This is a genomic window from Paraburkholderia atlantica (assembly GCF_009362785.1).
GTDB lineage: Bacteria > Pseudomonadota > Gammaproteobacteria > Burkholderiales > Burkholderiaceae > Paraburkholderia > Paraburkholderia atlantica.
The window spans coordinates 82,056-97,995 of record NZ_WHNQ01000006.1 but is presented as its reverse complement, the minus strand read 5'-3'; the positions used below and the strand labels follow the sequence as shown (position 1 = coordinate 97,995).

The 15,940-nt window shown below is 64.6% G+C and carries 14 protein-coding genes; 11 read left to right on the top strand and 3 right to left on the bottom strand.

Annotated elements, in window-relative coordinates; translation table 11 throughout:
- The first annotated feature begins 76 nt into the window (after positions 1 to 76).
- The 11 genes from GCT19_RS11165 to GCT19_RS11115 all read left to right on the top strand — a co-directional run bounded on the left by GCT19_RS11165 (position 77) and on the right by GCT19_RS11115 (position 12,477).
- On the top strand, positions 77 to 1,831 hold the full coding sequence (locus GCT19_RS11165) for an ArnT family glycosyltransferase (protein WP_018432091.1): 1,755 nt from the start codon (positions 77 to 79) through the stop codon (positions 1,829 to 1,831).
- Positions 1,832 to 1,855: 24 nt separating this feature from the next.
- Positions 1,856 to 2,227 carry an SMR family transporter gene (locus GCT19_RS11160; protein ID WP_152851943.1) on the top strand — a complete coding sequence of 124 codons (372 nt, stop codon included), beginning with the start codon at positions 1,856 to 1,858 and terminating at the stop codon, positions 2,225 to 2,227.
- Positions 2,228 to 2,403: 176 nt separating this feature from the next.
- Positions 2,404 to 3,555, top strand: coding sequence for a DegT/DnrJ/EryC1/StrS family aminotransferase (locus tag GCT19_RS11155; protein WP_018432093.1), 1,152 nt, complete (start codon positions 2,404 to 2,406; stop codon positions 3,553 to 3,555).
- A gap of 6 nt (positions 3,556 to 3,561) precedes the next feature.
- Positions 3,562 to 4,605 (top strand): glycosyltransferase, encoded by a 1,044-nt coding sequence (locus GCT19_RS11150; protein WP_013089324.1) that lies wholly within the window; start codon positions 3,562 to 3,564, stop codon positions 4,603 to 4,605.
- The gene (locus tag GCT19_RS11145) at positions 4,602 to 5,531 is read left to right on the top strand and encodes a formyltransferase (RefSeq protein WP_152851942.1); all 930 of its coding nucleotides are present in this window, start codon (positions 4,602 to 4,604) and stop codon (positions 5,529 to 5,531) included. The genes GCT19_RS11150 and GCT19_RS11145 overlap by 4 nt, the downstream gene beginning before the upstream one ends.
- Positions 5,528 to 6,574, top strand: a complete 1,047-nt coding sequence (locus tag GCT19_RS11140) for a bifunctional UDP-4-keto-pentose/UDP-xylose synthase (RefSeq protein WP_013089322.1) — start codon at positions 5,528 to 5,530, stop codon at positions 6,572 to 6,574. The genes GCT19_RS11145 and GCT19_RS11140 overlap by 4 nt, the downstream gene beginning before the upstream one ends.
- A 10-nt stretch (positions 6,575 to 6,584) precedes the next feature.
- Entirely contained in the window at positions 6,585 to 7,478 is an 894-nt protein-coding gene (locus tag GCT19_RS11135) for a polysaccharide deacetylase family protein (protein ID WP_013089321.1), read from the top strand.
- A 179-nt stretch (positions 7,479 to 7,657) separates the two neighbouring features.
- Complete coding sequence (locus GCT19_RS11130; protein WP_018432096.1) at positions 7,658 to 8,119, top strand: peroxiredoxin; 462 nt, start codon at positions 7,658 to 7,660, stop codon at positions 8,117 to 8,119.
- 355 nt (positions 8,120 to 8,474) lie between these two features.
- Positions 8,475 to 10,322: a PhoH family protein gene (locus GCT19_RS11125; RefSeq protein WP_018432097.1), complete on the top strand. Its 1,848-nt coding sequence runs from the start codon at positions 8,475 to 8,477 to the stop codon at positions 10,320 to 10,322.
- Positions 10,323 to 10,533: 211 nt separating this feature from the next.
- Entirely contained in the window at positions 10,534 to 11,619 is a 1,086-nt protein-coding gene (locus GCT19_RS11120; protein WP_152851939.1) for a C40 family peptidase, read from the top strand.
- A 51-nt stretch (positions 11,620 to 11,670) separates the two neighbouring features.
- Positions 11,671 to 12,477 carry an SDR family NAD(P)-dependent oxidoreductase gene (locus tag GCT19_RS11115; protein WP_013089317.1) on the top strand — a complete coding sequence of 269 codons (807 nt, stop codon included), beginning with the start codon at positions 11,671 to 11,673 and terminating at the stop codon, positions 12,475 to 12,477.
- Positions 12,478 to 12,643: 166 nt separating this feature from the next.
- Here GCT19_RS11115 and GCT19_RS11110 read toward each other — a convergent pair whose 3' ends face one another.
- The 3 genes from GCT19_RS11110 to GCT19_RS11100 form a co-directional block, all read right to left on the bottom strand.
- Positions 12,644 to 13,654: an inorganic phosphate transporter gene (locus GCT19_RS11110; RefSeq protein ID WP_018432100.1), complete on the bottom strand. Its 1,011-nt coding sequence runs from the start codon at positions 13,652 to 13,654 to the stop codon at positions 12,644 to 12,646.
- On the bottom strand, positions 13,654 to 14,280 hold the full coding sequence (locus tag GCT19_RS11105; protein WP_013089315.1) for a DUF47 domain-containing protein: 627 nt from the start codon (positions 14,278 to 14,280) through the stop codon (positions 13,654 to 13,656). The genes GCT19_RS11110 and GCT19_RS11105 overlap by 1 nt, the downstream gene beginning before the upstream one ends.
- Before the next feature lie 115 nt (positions 14,281 to 14,395).
- Positions 14,396 to 15,784, bottom strand: a complete 1,389-nt coding sequence (locus GCT19_RS11100; protein ID WP_013089314.1) for a replicative DNA helicase — start codon at positions 15,782 to 15,784, stop codon at positions 14,396 to 14,398.
- Positions 15,785 to 15,940: the final 156 nt, after the last annotated feature.

Here is a 15,940-nt window from a genome sequence, read left to right as displayed (position 1 = left end):
TGCCCGCCCGGCCCCGTTCTGGCCCCCGCGCCGCGCCCGTGCGCGCGGCGTCGATAACAAGAAGGGTTGATATTTGATGAACGATACGCCGTCGAGGCTACCGCTCAACCGCACCGCGATCCTGTTGCTGGTGCTGGTTCTCGCCGTGATCTGGTTCGTGCCGCTCGGCTGGCGCCATCTGCTGCCGAGCGACGAAGGCCGCTACGCCGAAATGGCGCGCGAAATGTTCCTGACCGGCGACTGGATCACGCCGCGCTACAACGCCTACAAGTACTTCGAGAAGCCGCCGCTGCAAACCTGGGCGAACGCGCTGACGTTCGCGTGGTTCGGCATCGGCGAATGGCAGGCGCGCCTCTATACCGCGCTGACGGGCTTCGCCGGCGTGCTGCTGATCGGCTTCACCGGTGCCCGCGTGTTCAACCCGGCGACCGGCGTGTTCGCGGCGCTCGTGCTCGCCTGCGCGCCGTACTGGAACCTGATGGGCCACTTCAACACGCTCGACATGGGCCTGTCGTTCTGGATGACGCTGACGCTGTGCGCGCTGATGCTCGCGCAGCGGCCGAATCTGCGGCCCCCGTGCGTACGCGGGTGGATGTGGGTGTGCTGGGCGTCGATGGCGCTGGCGGTGCTCTCCAAGGGCCTCGTCGGGCTGATCCTGCCGGGCGCAGTGCTGGTGCTCTACACGCTGATCGCGCGCGACTGGGCGCTGTGGAAGCGACTGCACCTGGTGAGCGGCCTGATCGTCTTTTTCGCGATCGTGTCGCCGTGGTTCGTCCTCGTGCAGCAGCGCAATCCTGAATTCCTGAACTTCTTCTTCATCGTCCAGCAGTTCAAGCGCTATCTGACGCCCGAGCAGAATCGCCCCGGCGCGTTCTACTACTTCGTGCCGGTGCTGCTGGTGGGCTTCCTGCCGTGGCTGTCGGTAGCCGTCCAAAGCGTGCGCCACGCGTGGCGTCAGCCGCGTCAGCCGAACGGCTTCGCGCCGGTCACGCTGATGCTTACGTGGATCGTCTTCATTTTCCTGTTCTTCAGCGCGTCGCACTCGAAGCTGCTGTCCTACACGCTGCCGATCGCTCCGCCGATCGCGATGCTGATCGGCATGTATCTGCCGCTCGTCACGCGCGAGCAGCTGCGCCGGCATCTGGCGGGCTACGTGCTGTTTTTCGTGGTCGCCGCATTTGCGGCGCTGTTCCTGCCGCGCCTCGGCAGCGAGCGCAATCCGGCCGCGCTGTACGCCGAGTTCCGCGTGTGGGTGCTCGCCGCGCTAGCCGTGGCTTTCGTGCTCACGCTGCTCGCGCTGTGGCTGAACCGCCGCGGCCAGGGTGGCGTGGGCGCCAACGCACGAGTCGGTCTCGGCAGCCTCGTCGCGTTCGGCGCGGGCTGGCTGCTGCTCGGCACGATCGCGGGCACCGGTCACGACGTGTTCGGACGCCTGAGCTCCGGCGCGCCACTCGCGCCCGCGATCAAGGCAAAACTGGCGCAGCTGCCGCCGGACACCCCGTTCTACTCGGTCGGCGTGCTCGACCATACGCTGCCGTTCTACATCGGCCACACGATGATCATGGTCGCGCACCCGGACGAGCTCGCGTTCGGCGTGTCCGTCGAGCCGCAAAAATGGGTGCCGACGGAACAAGCGTGGATCGAGCGATGGAAGGCCGATCGCTACGCGCTCGCGCTGATCCCGCCGCCGACCTACGAGCGCCTCGTCAAGCAAGGCCTGCCGATGCAGGTGATCGCGCGCGATCCGCGTCGCGTGGTAGTGATGAAGCCGCTCGCCGACGGGGCTCCCGCCGCCGCTGCCCCCGCCTCCACGCCCGCTGCTAAGCCCTAACCCTTTCGAGAGCCCGACCGTTCGATGAACCCGATTTCCCTCTTCTGCATCCTCGCCGGCGTCACGCTGAACGCCGGCGCGCAGCTGCTGCTCAAGGCCGGCACGAATGCCGTTGGACACTTCGAATTCACCCGTGCGAACATCGTGCCCATCGGCTTCAAGCTGGCGACCCAGCCGCCGATCATCGGCGGGCTAGCCTGCTACGTGATCAGCGTGGCGGTGTGGATCATCGGTCTTTCGCGGGTGGACGTGTCGATCGCCTATCCGATGCTGTCACTTGGCTACGTCGTCAACGCGATCGCCGCGTGGTACCTGTTCGGCGAAGTGATGTCGGTGCAGAAGCTGGTCGGCATCGGCATCATTCTCGTCGGCGTGGTCGTGCTCGCGCGCAGCTAGGCGCCGCGCCTCGCGCAGGAACCCGCGCGGCACAAGAGCCGCCTAAGCCTGACGTAAGGTACGGCGCGGTAAGCTGCGCGGTTGCGTTTTTTCCGCCGCGGCCTTGGGTTTGCGCGTAGTTTGTGGTTTACTTCGCGCCCGTCGGGCCGCGCCCCTTTCAATCGAGCGATGCATTCATGAGCCAGTCACAAGTCCCGTTTTTGCCGTTTGTCAAACCCGAGATCGACGAGGAAACGATCCAGGGCGTCGCCGACGTGCTGCGTTCCGGCTGGATCACCACCGGCCCGCAGAACCAGAAGTTCGAGGCAGCGCTGTCCGAGTTCTGCGGCGGCCGCCCGGTGCGCACGTTCAATTCCGGGACCGCGACGCTCGAAATCGGCCTGCGCATCGCCGGCGTCGGTCCCGGCGACGAAGTCATCACGACGCCGGCCACCTGGGTGTCGACCTGCAACGTGATCCTCGAAACCGGCGCGACGCCGGTGTTCGCCGACATCGACCCGGTCACGCGCAACATCGACCTCGACCTGCTCGAAAAAGCCATCACGCCGCGCACCAAGGCGCTGCTGCCGGTGTTTCTGTCCGGCTTGCCGGTCGACATGGACCGTCTGTACGCGATCGCCCGCGCGCACAAGCTGCGCGTGATCGAAGACGCCGCACAGGCATTCGGCTCGACCTGGAACGGCGAGCGCATCGGCAAGCTCGGCGACATCGTGTCGTTCAGCTTCCACGCGAACAAGAACCTGACTTCGGTCGAAGGCGGCGCGCTCGTGCTCAACAACGAGGAAGAAGCGGTGCTCGCGCAGAAGTACCGGCTGCAGGGCATCACGCGCACCGGCTTCGATGGCATGGACTGCGACGTGCTCGGCGGCAAGTACAACCTGACCGACGTCGCCGCGCGCGTCGGCCTTGGCCAGTTGCCGCATCTCGCGCGCTTCATCGCGCAGCGCAAGAAGCTCGCGCGCGCGTACTTCGCGCAGTTCGAAGGCGGCGCGGCCGTGAAGCTCGGCGTCGGCCTGCCGCTCGCTGACTTCGAAAACAGCAACTGGCACATGTTCCAGATCACGCTGCCGCTAGAAAAACTGTCGATCGACCGCGCCGGCTTCATGGGCGAACTGAAGGAGCGCGGCATCGGCTCGGGCGTGCACTACCCCGCGCTGCACCTGTTTTCCCTGTACCGCGCGCGCGGCTTCAAGGAAGGCATGTTCCCGCACGCAGAGCGCTTCGGCGCCACCACCGTCACGCTGCCGCTCTTCACGCTGATGAACGAAGGCGACGTCGAGCGCGTGTGCCGCGCGGTCAACGAAATTTGCGAACACTACGGAAAGTAAGCGGACATGACTTATTCGGAACATCGCGCCGTCGCACCGGAAGTGTCGATCATCATTCCGGTGTACAACGAGGAAGCCGGACTGGCCGCGCTGTTCGCGCGCCTCTATCCGGCGCTCGACGCGCTCGGCACCGGTTATGAAGTGATCTTCATCAACGACGGCAGCCGCGACAAATCCGCGGCGCTGCTCGCCGGGCAGTTCCGCGCGCGGCCGGACACGACGCGCGTGATCCTGCTGAACGGCAACTACGGCCAGCACATGGCGATTCTCGCGGGCTTCGAGCAGTCGCGTGGCGACATCGTGATCACGCTCGACGCCGACCTGCAAAATCCGCCCGAGGAAATCGGCAAGCTCGTCGCGAAGATGCGCGAGGGCTTCGACTACGTCGGCACGATCCGTCGGCAACGCCAGGACAGCCTGTGGCGCCGCAAGGCGTCGCGCGCGATGAATCATCTGCGCGAGCGCATCACGCGCATCAAGATGACCGACCAGGGCTGCATGCTGCGCGCGTATAGCCGTCACATCATCGATACGATCAACCGCTGCGGCGAAATCAACACGTTCATCCCGGCGCTCGCGTACACGTTCGCGCAGAATCCGGTGGAAATCGAGGTCGCGCACGAAGAACGCTTCGCCGGTGAGTCCAAGTACTCGCTGTACTCGCTGATCCGCCTGAATTTCGACCTCGTCACCGGCTTCTCGGTGGTGCCGTTGCAATGGCTGTCGTTCATCGGCGTGATCCTGTCGCTAGGGTCTGCGGCGCTGTTCGTCCTGCTGCTGATCCGGCGCTTCATCATCGGCGCGGAAGTGCAAGGTGTGTTCACGCTGTTTGCAATCACCTTCTTCCTGCTCGGCGTGATCATCTTCGCGCTCGGACTGCTCGGTGAATACATCGGCCGGATCTATCAGCAGGTGCGTGCGCGGCCGCGTTATCTGGTGCAGACCATTCTCGAAGAACGCGACGGCGGGGCCATCGCCGAAGCGCCGCGTCAGACCGTCGCGCAAGGCGTGCAACCGGTGCCGGTCGCCGATCAGGGACACCAGCCATGAAGCCGCGCGCCGTCGTATTCGCGTATCACAACGTCGGCGTGCGCTGCCTGCAGGTGCTGCTCGCGCGCGGTGTCGACGTCGCGCTGGTCGTCACGCACGAAGACAACCCGAGCGAAAACATCTGGTTCGGCAGCGTCGCATCGGTGGCGGCCGAGCACGGCATTGCCGTCGTAACGCCGGCCGATCCCAGGAGCCCGGAACTGCGCGCCGCGGTGAGCGCCGCGCGGCCGGACTTCATCTTCTCGTTCTACTACCGCCACATGCTGCCGCTCGATCTGCTCGCGATCGCCGCACGGGGCGCTTACAACATGCACGGCTCGCTGCTGCCGAAGTATCGCGGCCGCGTGCCGACCAACTGGGCGGTGCTCAACGGCGAAAGCGAAACCGGCGCGACGCTGCACGAAATGGCTGCGAAGCCCGACGCCGGCGCGATCATTGCGCAAACACCGGTGCCGATCCTGCCCGACGACACCGCCGCGCAGGTCTTCGACAAGGTCACGGTCGCCGCCGAGCAAACGCTGTGGCGCGTACTGCCGGCGCTGCTCGCGGGCGAGGCGCCGCATCTGCCGAACGATCTCTCCCACGGCAGCTATTACGGCGGGCGCAAACCGGAAGACGGCCGCATCGACTGGAGCCAGTCCGCGCAGCAGGTCTACAACCTGATCCGCGCGGTCGCGCCGCCGTATCCGGGCGCTTTCACCGACCTTAACGGCCATCGTTTCATCGTCGCACGCGCGCGTCTGGCCGTGCCCGGCGCGCTCCGCTCGGATTTGCCCCCGGGCCTGCACGTAAGCGATAATGCCGTTTTCGCAATTTGCGGCGACGGCCGCGCGATCAACATCCACGAATTGCGGCACCAGCACGATGGCGGCGAGACTGCCGTCAGTCCGGCGAAATTCGCCCAGCTCATCCAATCTCATTCATGAAAAAAGTCCTGATTCTGGGTGTGAATGGCTTTATCGGCCATCACCTGTCCAAACGCATTCTCGAGACGACCGACTGGGAAGTGTTCGGGATGGACATGCAGACCGAACGTCTCGGCGACCTCGTCAATCATGAGCGGATGCACTTCTTCGAAGGCGACATCACGATCAATAAGGAATGGGTCGAATATCACATCAAGAAGTGCGATGTGATCCTGCCCCTCGTCGCAATCGCCACGCCCGCAACCTATGTGAAGCAGCCGCTGCGCGTGTTCGAACTCGACTTCGAGGCGAATCTGCCGATCGTGCGTTCGGCCGTCAAATACGGCAAGCACCTCGTATTTCCGTCGACCTCCGAGGTCTACGGCATGTGCACGGACGAGCAGTTCGATCCGGAAGAATCGCAGCTGTCGTACGGCCCGATCAACAAGCCGCGCTGGATCTACGCGTGCTCGAAGCAGCTGATGGACCGCGTGATCTGGGGTTACGGCATGGAAGGCCTGAACTTCACGCTGTTCCGTCCGTTCAACTGGATCGGCCCGGGCCTCGACTCGATCTACACGCCGAAGGAAGGCAGCTCGCGGGTGGTCACGCAGTTCCTCGGTCACATCGTGCGTGGCGAGAACATCAGCCTCGTCGACGGCGGTGCGCAAAAGCGCGCGTTCACGGATATCGACGACGGCATCGGCGCGCTGATGAAGATCATCGAGAACAAGAACGGCGTCGCGACCGGCAAGATCTACAACATCGGCAATCCGACCAACAACTTCTCGGTGCGCGAGCTCGCGCACAAGATGCTGGCACTCGCGGCCGAATTCCCCGAATACGCGGACTCGGCCAAGAAAGTGCAACTGGTCGAAACGTCGTCGGGCGCGTACTACGGCAACGGCTATCAGGACGTGCAGAACCGCGTACCGAAGATCGACAACACGAAGCAGGAACTCGGCTGGGCACCCACATCGACTTTCGACGAAGCGCTGCGCAAGATTTTCGAAGCGTATCGCGGCCACGTCGCGGAAGCCCGCGCACTCGTCGAACAGCAATAAGGGCGCGTCCTTGGCTCGCATCGTCCTGAAGATCGACGTCGACACGCTGCGCGGCACCCGCGAAGGCGTGCCGAATCTCGCGCGCATCTTCGACCGTTTCAAGGCACGCGCCACCTTCCTGTTCAGCCTTGGACCCGACCACACCGGCTGGGCGATGCGCCGCGTGCTGCGGCCGGGCTTTCTGAAGAAGGTGTCGCGCACGTCGGTGGTCGAGCACTACGGCGTCAAACAGCTGATGTACGGCGTGCTGCTGCCCGGTCCGGACATCGGCGCGAAGGCCGCGGCCGAAATGCGCGCGATCCACGAAGCCGGCTTCGAGTGCGGCATCCATACGTGGGATCACGTGTACTGGCAGGACAACGTGCGCGCCAAAGATCGCGCGTGGACCGTCGCGCAGATGCAGCAGAGCCACGCGCGTTTCATCGAGGTATTCGGCACCCCGCCCGTCACGCACGGCGCGGCGGGCTGGCAGATGAACGGCCACGCGTTCGAGCAGATCGACGCGTGGGGCATGCACTATGCGTCCGACGGCCGCGGCCACTCGCCGTATTTGCCGGTGGTCGACGGCAAGACGCTCAAGCACGTGCAGATGCCGACCACGCTGCCGACGCTCGACGAAGTGCTCGGTGTCGATGGTGTCGACACGCACAACGTCGCCGCGTGGATGTTGAAACAAACCGAAAAAAATCCGCACGACCAGGTGTTCACGCTGCACGCGGAACTCGAAGGTCAAAAGCTCGCGCCGGTATTCGAACAGTTGCTCGAGGGCTGGCGCGCGCAGGGCCATACGTTCGCGACGATGGGCGATTACTACGCCACGCTAGACCGCGACACGCTGCCATCGTACCCTGTTACGTGGGGCGAGATTCCGGGGCGCTCCGGCGAACTGATCGTCCAGCCCTGAAGGGTCGCGGCACGGCGCGGAGAGGTCGTCGGAAAGCACGTGAGGCCGGTCGATCGGAGAACCGCACGGCAGCCGCAAGACCGAGCGCCGACCGAATCCCCGAACAACAACAACCTCGACGACAGACCGGCCGACGCCGCGGCACCTAGCGACGCCGGCCCCAACCACCGGAGAACCTCGTGTCCATCGCAGTCGACCAACCCATCCCCGACTTCACCGCCGCCGCGACGGGCGGCGAAATCACGCTGTCAAAGCTGCGGGGCAAGAAGGTGGTGCTGTATTTCTATCCGAAGGACAACACGCCGGGCTGTACGACCGAAGGTCTGCAGTTCCGCGATCTGTATCCGAAATTCAAGAAGGCCGGCGCGGAAGTGATCGGCGTGTCGCGCGACAGCTTGCGTTCGCATGACAACTTCAAGGCCAAACTCGAACTGCCCTTCCCGCTGATTTCCGATCCGGAAGAAACGCTGTGCGCCCTCTTCGCCGTCATCAAAATGAAGAAAATGTATGGCAAAGAGGTACGGGGAATCGAGCGCTCCACGTTCCTCATCGACGCCGCTGGCGTGCTGCGCCACGAGTGGCGCGGCGTCAAGGTGCCCGGCCACGTCGACGAAATTCTGGAGGCTGTACAAGCGCTTTGATGCGCGTTATATTGGGCCGCAATGAGTGCCTGTCCACCCCATATTTTTCTCCGCTGCGCCAGTTCTGACGGCCGCTTGACCGGATCCACCGGTGCCGTTCGGAGCGTGAGGCGCAATGCGAGCATCATCGTCGAGCCGCTAGCCCCGAATGCCGGGGCGGCGGCTTTTTTAATTGCGCGCGACCGCTCGTTCACTGGTTCGCGCGCTTCCGTCAAGGAGCCTATCGAAGACCAGGCGAACCGGCATCTCTAGACCGAATGCGCGCCTCCTCGCGCAGACTGGGTGTCCCATGAGGGCATCGTCAGAATGCGACGGGCGGCGCACGATATGTGACCCGATCATTTCGAGGGAAACCATGCCTTTGCCTACTCCCCCCAGCAAGCTCGGCAATCTTTTGTCGCCTGACGAATACAAGGCCAAAGCCGTCACGCCCGCGCGCTCCACTGCGAAAAAACAGGCGCGTGAAGGGGAATCCGCAGAGTCGGCCGATTACGGCCGCGCCAATGTTGCCACCCCGATGGCGCACGCCGCCAACGCCGCCACCACGTTGTGGCCAGTGCCCGCCGTCGAATCGCCGCCCGCCGCGCAGCCCGCACCGGCGCGTGGCCGCAAGACCAAACAGACCGCCGCGCTGTTGCAGCCGGTTCCGTCCGCGCGCCCTCAGATCGACGCCGACGAGGCCGAAGCGCAGCCGGTCGTCGCACGCGCGCCCGCCGCGAAGCATCCCAAGGCCGACACAGCCGCCGCGCCCGCCGCGGCGACCCCGGCCGCCACGCGCAAGAAACGCGGCACCAGCGCCACGCCAGTCGAGGTGCAGAAGCTTTTCGTGCTCGACACCAACGTGCTGATGCACGATCCGAGCTGCCTGTTCCGCTTCGAGGAGCACGACGTCTATCTGCCGATGATGACGTTGGAGGAGCTCGACAACCACAAGAAGGGGATGTCGGAAGTCGCGCGCAACGCGCGTCAGGTGAGCCGCACGCTCGACTCGCTCGTCGCGAACGCGGGCGATATAGCCGACGGCATTTCACTCGCGCGTCTGGGCAGCCGCGAGGCGTCTGGCCGCCTGTACTTCCAGACCCGGCTGACCGCGATCGAGCCCGTCGAAGGGCTGCCCGAAGGCAAGGCGGACAACCAGATCCTCGGCGTCGTGCGGGCGCTGCAGCGCGATCGCGCGGATCGCCTGGTCGTGCTGGTGTCGAAAGACATCAACATGCGCATCAAGGCGCATGCGCTCGGCCTGCCCGCCGAAGACTACTTCAACGACCAGGTGCTCGAGGACAGCGACCTGCTGTACACGGGCATTCGCGCGCTGCCGCAAGACTTCTGGACCAAGCACGCGAAGGGCATGGAAAGCTGGCAGGACACGAAAACCGGCACCACGTACTACCGTGTGACGGGTCCGCTGTGCGCGTCGATGCTGGTCAACGAGTTCGTTTATCTGGAACCGCAGAACGGCGAGCCCGCGTTTCATGCGCTGGTGCGCGAGCTGAACGGCAAGACCGCGCTGCTGCAAACGCTGCGTGACTATGGCCACCACAAGAACAACGTGTGGGGCATCACGGCGCGCAATCGCGAGCAGAACTTCGCGCTGAACCTGCTGATGAATCCGGAAATCGACTTCGTCACGCTGCTCGGCCAGGCCGGCACCGGCAAGACGCTGGTCGCGCTCGCGGCGGGCCTCGCGCAGGTGCTCGACGACAAGCGCTACAACGAGATCATCGTGACGCGCGCAACTGTACCGGTCGGCGAAGACATCGGCTTCCTGCCGGGCACCGAAGAGGAAAAGATGCAGCCGTGGATGGGGGCGTTCGACGACAACCTCGAAGTGCTGCAGAAAACCGACGACGCCGCCGGCGAATGGGGTCGTGCCGCGACCCAGGAGCTGATCCGCTCGCGCCTGAAGATCAAGAGCATGAACTTCATGCGCGGCCGCACCTTCGTCGACAAGTATCTGATCATCGACGAGGCGCAGAACCTGACGCCGAAGCAGATGAAGACACTCGTCACGCGCGCGGGTCCGGGCACGAAGATCATCTGCCTCGGCAACATCGCGCAGATCGACACGCCTTACCTGACCGAGGGCAGTTCGGGCCTGACCTATGTGGTCGACCGCTTCAAGGGCTGGGCGCACAGCGGACACGTGACGCTCGCGCGCGGCGAGCGCTCGCGCCTAGCTGACTACGCGTCGGAAATTCTCTAGGCGTTTCGTCGGTTTTCACCGGCTTTCATCACAAGCCGCGTCCGGTTCGATCCGGACGCGGCTTTTTTATTGCGCCGACGTTCTCCGCAGGCAACACTTAGCGCACAAACTTCAAGTAATTTATCAACAATTCTTGCGGCAGCCATGTTGGGCGGCTACCATCCCGACATCGCCAGTGAGTAAATGGGCGCTTACCGCCCGTGCCGTCTTCATGCGCCGACTCGCCCTATCGCTGCTGCCCGTCCTGCTGCTCGCCGCCTGCGCCGGCGCGCCGCAGAAGACGTCGCGCGGGTCCGGCGGCACCGTCGTCGCGAACGGCGCCTATCACGCGCCGCCGCCCGGCTTCCCCCACTTCGTCGATCACAGCATCGGCCGCGAGGAAATCTCGATTCAGGCGATGAGCCTCGTCGGCGTGCCCTACCGCTGGGGCGGCAATACGCCCGACAGCGGCTTCGACTGCAGCGGGCTCGTACGCTACGTGGTGCTGCGCGCGGCGTCGGTGAACCTGCCGCGCACGACGGCCGAGATGAGCGGACGCGGCGAATCCGTCGAACCGGACGAAATCGCGCCCGGCGATCTGATCTTTTTCAATACGACCGGGCGCGCGCATTCGCATGTCGGCATCTACGTGGGCAAACTGCGCTTCGTCAACGCGCCGTCGACGGGCGGCACGGTGCGGCTCGACTATCTGACCAATCCCTACTGGGCAAAGCGCTTCGACGGCATCCGCCGGATGGCGGGAGCGGCGGCGACGCCCGCACCATTCGATACGCCGAGCTATCAGGCGGCGACGCCGCAAACGGAGCGCGGTGCCGCGGACGCCGCGGCGACGGTGGCGGTTCGGCCAGCATCGACCTATGCCGGCGCGACCCCGGCGACCAGTGCGGGCGGCGGCACGCCCGTCGCGCAAGCCGATCAATTCGAGCCGCCGCCGTCCGGCCTCAGCGCCGCGCAACTACAGGCACGCTCGGCGGGCGCCGTCGCACCGACGCTGGTCCCAGTGACTCAGACACGCACGTATGAAAGCGGCGCTCCTTCCACCGCTCAACCGATGCAGCCCGCCACGACCGCCCGCGTCCTCCCGCAATCCGCGCCCGACGCAATCGACGCCGCCGCCGATGCATTCGAACCGCCGCCGCCCGCTTCCATCGCGGAACGCCAGGCCCGCAAGGCGCAGCAGACCGACGGTAGTGGCAGCGTGCAGTTGATGCGCGCGTCGACGGCTTCCCACGGCGCGCCCGCGCCCACCCAAAGCAGCGACGACCCGATTGCCCGTTTCGCGAACGGCAACTTCTGACGCCGTGATCTGCTATCGTCATCGATATTCTTTCGACGGCGGGTAACGACCATGGAACTCGGGCTCAAAAATAAAGTGGTGCTCATCACCGGCGGCAGCAAAGGCATCGGTTTCGCCTGCGCGCGGGCCTTCGCACAGGAAGGCGCGAAGGTCGCGATCGTATCGCGCGACCCCGCCAACCTCGCGCGCGCCTACGAACAGCTGAAACAGGAAGGATTCCACGTGCATCGCACGCGTGCCGACCTGCACGAGCCGCACAGCGCCGCCGATATCGTCGAGGAAGTCAGTACCGCGGTAGGCCCGATCGACGTGCTGATCAATAGCGCCGGCGCCGCGCGCCGGTACGACCCCGAGACGCTCGATGCCGACGCATTCCGCGCGACGATGGAAGCGAAGTATTTCCCGTATATCTATCCGCAGCAGGAGGTGCTGCGCCGTATGGCCGAGCGCGCGAAGGCCAACGGCGGCGCCGAGCCGGGCACGGTCGTCAATATCATCGGCATGGGCGGCAAGATCGCGAGCGACATCCATATCGCGGGCGGCGCGGCCAACGCGGCGCTGATGCTCGCAACCGTCGGCCTCGCGCACTACTACGCGCGCTATGGCATCCGCATCAACGCGATCAATCCGGGCGCGACGCTGACCGAGCGCGTCGAGGAAGCGGTCCGGCTGGAGGCGGCGCAGCAAGGCATCGGCAACGACGAAGCGCTGGCGCGCGGCCAGGCCCGGATGCCGCTCGGCCGCTACGCAAAGCCGGAGGAAATCGCCGACGTGGCGCTGTTCCTCGCGAGCCGCCGCGCAAGCTATGTGACGGGCGCGATCATCCCGATGGACGGTGCAAACGCGCCGCTGATCTGAACGGATCGAGCAGCGCGACAGCCCTTCAGGACGACGCAAGCGCGTCTTGATCGAACTGCGCAAGGAAACCGGAGCGATGCAACGGGCGGCAGGAAGCCGAAGCCCGCGCGTGCTGTTCAGCCAGAGTCAGCCAGATCGAGCAGCGCAGGCCTGCATCGCACGGTGATTACAGGAAGTGGTGACCCAGCCACCAGGCGCCGCCGGACAGCAGCGCGGACGCCGGAATGGTCAGAATCCACGCCCACACGATGTTACCGGCGACGCCCCAGCGCACCGCGCTCAACTTCTGGGTCGCGCCGACCCCGACGATCGCGCCGGTAATCGTATGCGTGGTGGAGACCGGAATACCGAGCGCCGACGCGGTGAACAGCGTGAGCGCTCCGCCCGCCTCCGCACAGAAGCCACCGACCGGCTTCAGCTTCGTGATTTTCTGCCCCATCGTGCGCACGATGCGCCATCCGCCGAACAGCGTGCCGAGACCCATCGACAGATAGCAGCCGCCGATCACCCACAGCGGCGGCGCATCCGCCTTCAGCGACGCGAAGCCGGTGGCGATCAGCAGCATCCAGATGATGCCGATGGTCTTCTGCGCGTCGTTGCCGCCATGACCGAGGCTGTACAGGCCAGCGGAGAGCAGCTGCAGGCGGCGGAAGCGCCGGTCGACCTTGCTCGGCGGAGTGCGGAAGTACAGCCACGACACCAGCAGCATGAAGAACGAGCCGAGCACGAAGCCCAGCAGCGGCGAAACGAAGATGAACGCGACGGTCTTCATCAGACCGTCCCAGTTCAGCGCCCCCCAGCCCGACTTGGCGAGCGCCGCGCCCACGAGCCCGCCGATCAGCGCGTGCGACGAACTGGACGGAATGCCGTAGACCCAGGTGATCACGTTCCACGCGATCGCGCCGATCAGCGCGCCGAAGATCACGTAATGGTCGACGATGTCCGGATCGATCGTGCCCTTGCCGACGGTTGCGGCCACCTTCAGGTGAAACACGAAATACGCGATCACGTTGAACGCCGCCGCGAACGCCACCGCCTGCTGCGGCTTCAGCACGCCGGTCGATACGACCGTGGCGATCGAATTCGCCGCGTCGTGAAAGCCGTTCATGAAGTCGAACACCAGCGCAATGGCAACCAGGCCGGTTACGACCCAGATAGCGAGTTGTATCGATTGCATTATGCGTTTTCCAGCACGATGCCTTCGATGATGTTCGCCACATCCTCACACTTGTCCGTGATCGTTTCGAGCAGCTCGTAGATCGCCTTCAGCTTGATCAGGACCTTCACGTCGTCTTCCTCGCGGAACAGCTTCGACATCGCCGCGCGCAGCACGCGGTCGGCTTCCGACTCGAGCCGGTCGATTTCCTCGCAGGCCTTCAGGATCTGGCGCGCCTGCTTCATATCCGACAGCAGGCTGACCGCGAACTGCACGCGTTCGCAGGTCGCCGTGCAGATATGCGCGAGCTGGCTCGCCTCCGACGTGACCGCCTGGACGTCGTACAGCGAGATCGCAGTGGCGACGTCCTCCATCAGGTCGAGGATGTCGTCCATCGTCGTGATCAGCTTGTGGATCTCGTCACGGTCGAGCGGCGTGATGAAAGTCTTGTGCAGCAGGTCGATGGCTTCGTGCGTGAGCTTGTCGGCCGCTTTCTCGGCCTTTTGCACGTTTTGCTTGTGGATTTCGGCGTCCTGCAGATTGTCGATCAGGAGCTCGAGTTCGCGGCTCGCCGAGATGATGCACGTTGCGTGCGAATTGAAGATTTCAAAGAACTTGCCCTCGGTGGGCATGAATCGACCGAACATTGGGATCCTGGAAATGGGTCACGTAATGGCTGACATAAAACCGCCATATTGTACCGTTCCGCCATCATTGCCGCACTCGCGACAGCGCCGTTACAACAGCCTACGGCGCGTCGCGTCATTCGCCGCCGTAGAAGTTCTGCGCGCCCGCAAAATTATCGAACTTCGTGTATTGACCGTGGAACGTGAGTCGAACAGGGCCGATCGGACCATTCCGCTGCTTGCCGATGATGATCTCCGCAGTGCCCTTGTCGGGGCTGTCCGGGTTGTACACTTCGTCGCGGTAGATGAACAGGATCACGTCGGCGTCCTGTTCGATAGCGCCCGATTCGCGCAGGTCCGACATGATCGGCCGCTTGTTCGGCCGCTGCTCGAGGCCGCGGTTCAGCTGCGACAATGCGATCACCGGCACGTCGAGCTCCTTCGCGAGGCTCTTCAGCGAACGCGAGATTTCCGAGATTTCGGTCGCGCGGTTTTCGCCCGACGACGAGCCGCTCATCAGTTGCAGGTAGTCGATGATGATCAGCCCGAGCTTGCCGCATTGGCGCGACAGCCGGCGCGCGCGCGAGCGCAGTTCCATCGGGTTCAGACCGCCGGTTTCGTCGATGAAGATCTGCGCCTCGCTCATTTTCTGCACCGCGTGCGTCAGCTTCGGCCAATCCTCGTCGGTCAGACGCCCGGTACGCATGCGATGCTGATCGAGCCGGCCAACCGAACCGAGCATACGCATCGTGAGCTGTGTGCCCGGCATTTCCATCGAGAACACCGCGACGGGCAGTCCGTACTCGACCGCGACGTACTCGCCGATGTTCATCGAAAACGCCGTCTTACCCATCGACGGACGGCCCGCGACGATGATCAGCTCACCGCCGTGCATGCCTGAAGTCATGCGGTCCAGATCGACGAAGCCGGTCGGCGTGCCGGTCACGTCGCTCGGATTGGCGGTGTGATAGAGCGTGTCGATGCGTTCGACCACTTCGGTCAGCAGCGGCCCGATTTCGAGGAAGCCCTGGGTGCCGCGCGCGCCGTCTTCGGCGATCGAGAACACCTTCGATTCCGCTTCGTCCAGCAATTGCCGGACTTCCTTGCCTTGCGGGTTGAACGCGTCGGCGGAGATTTCATCGGCGACCGACACGAGACGGCGCAGCACCGCACGGTCGCGCACGATTTCCGCATAGCGGCGGATATTGGCCGCGCTCGGCGTGTTCTGCGCGAGCGCGTTCAGGTAAGCGAGGCCGCCGACCTCTTCCGCCTTGCCCGAGGTGCCGAGCGCTTCGTAGACGGTGACCACGTCGGCCGGACGCGTGGCCGCGATCAGCTTGCCGATGTGCTCGAAGATGATGCGGTGGTCGTAACGGTAAAAATCGCTCTGCGCGAGGAAGTCGGCGATGCGGTCCCACGCCGCGTTGTCGAGCAGCAGGCCGCCCAGCACCGATTGCTCGGCTTCGATCGAATGCGGGGGGACTTTCAGCGACTCGAGTTGGGGATCTTTGGACGGTGCGTTCATGGGGAGGAATTATCGGGCAATCCGACGACGGCTGCGAGCGGAAAAAACGCCAACTCGGGGATACACGACCGATAGTCGGGCACAAAAAAAGCAGGGGCCGGTTACCCGGCCCCTGCCCTTCACCAGCGAAGTGCTGGCTGATCCTGCGTGATGCTC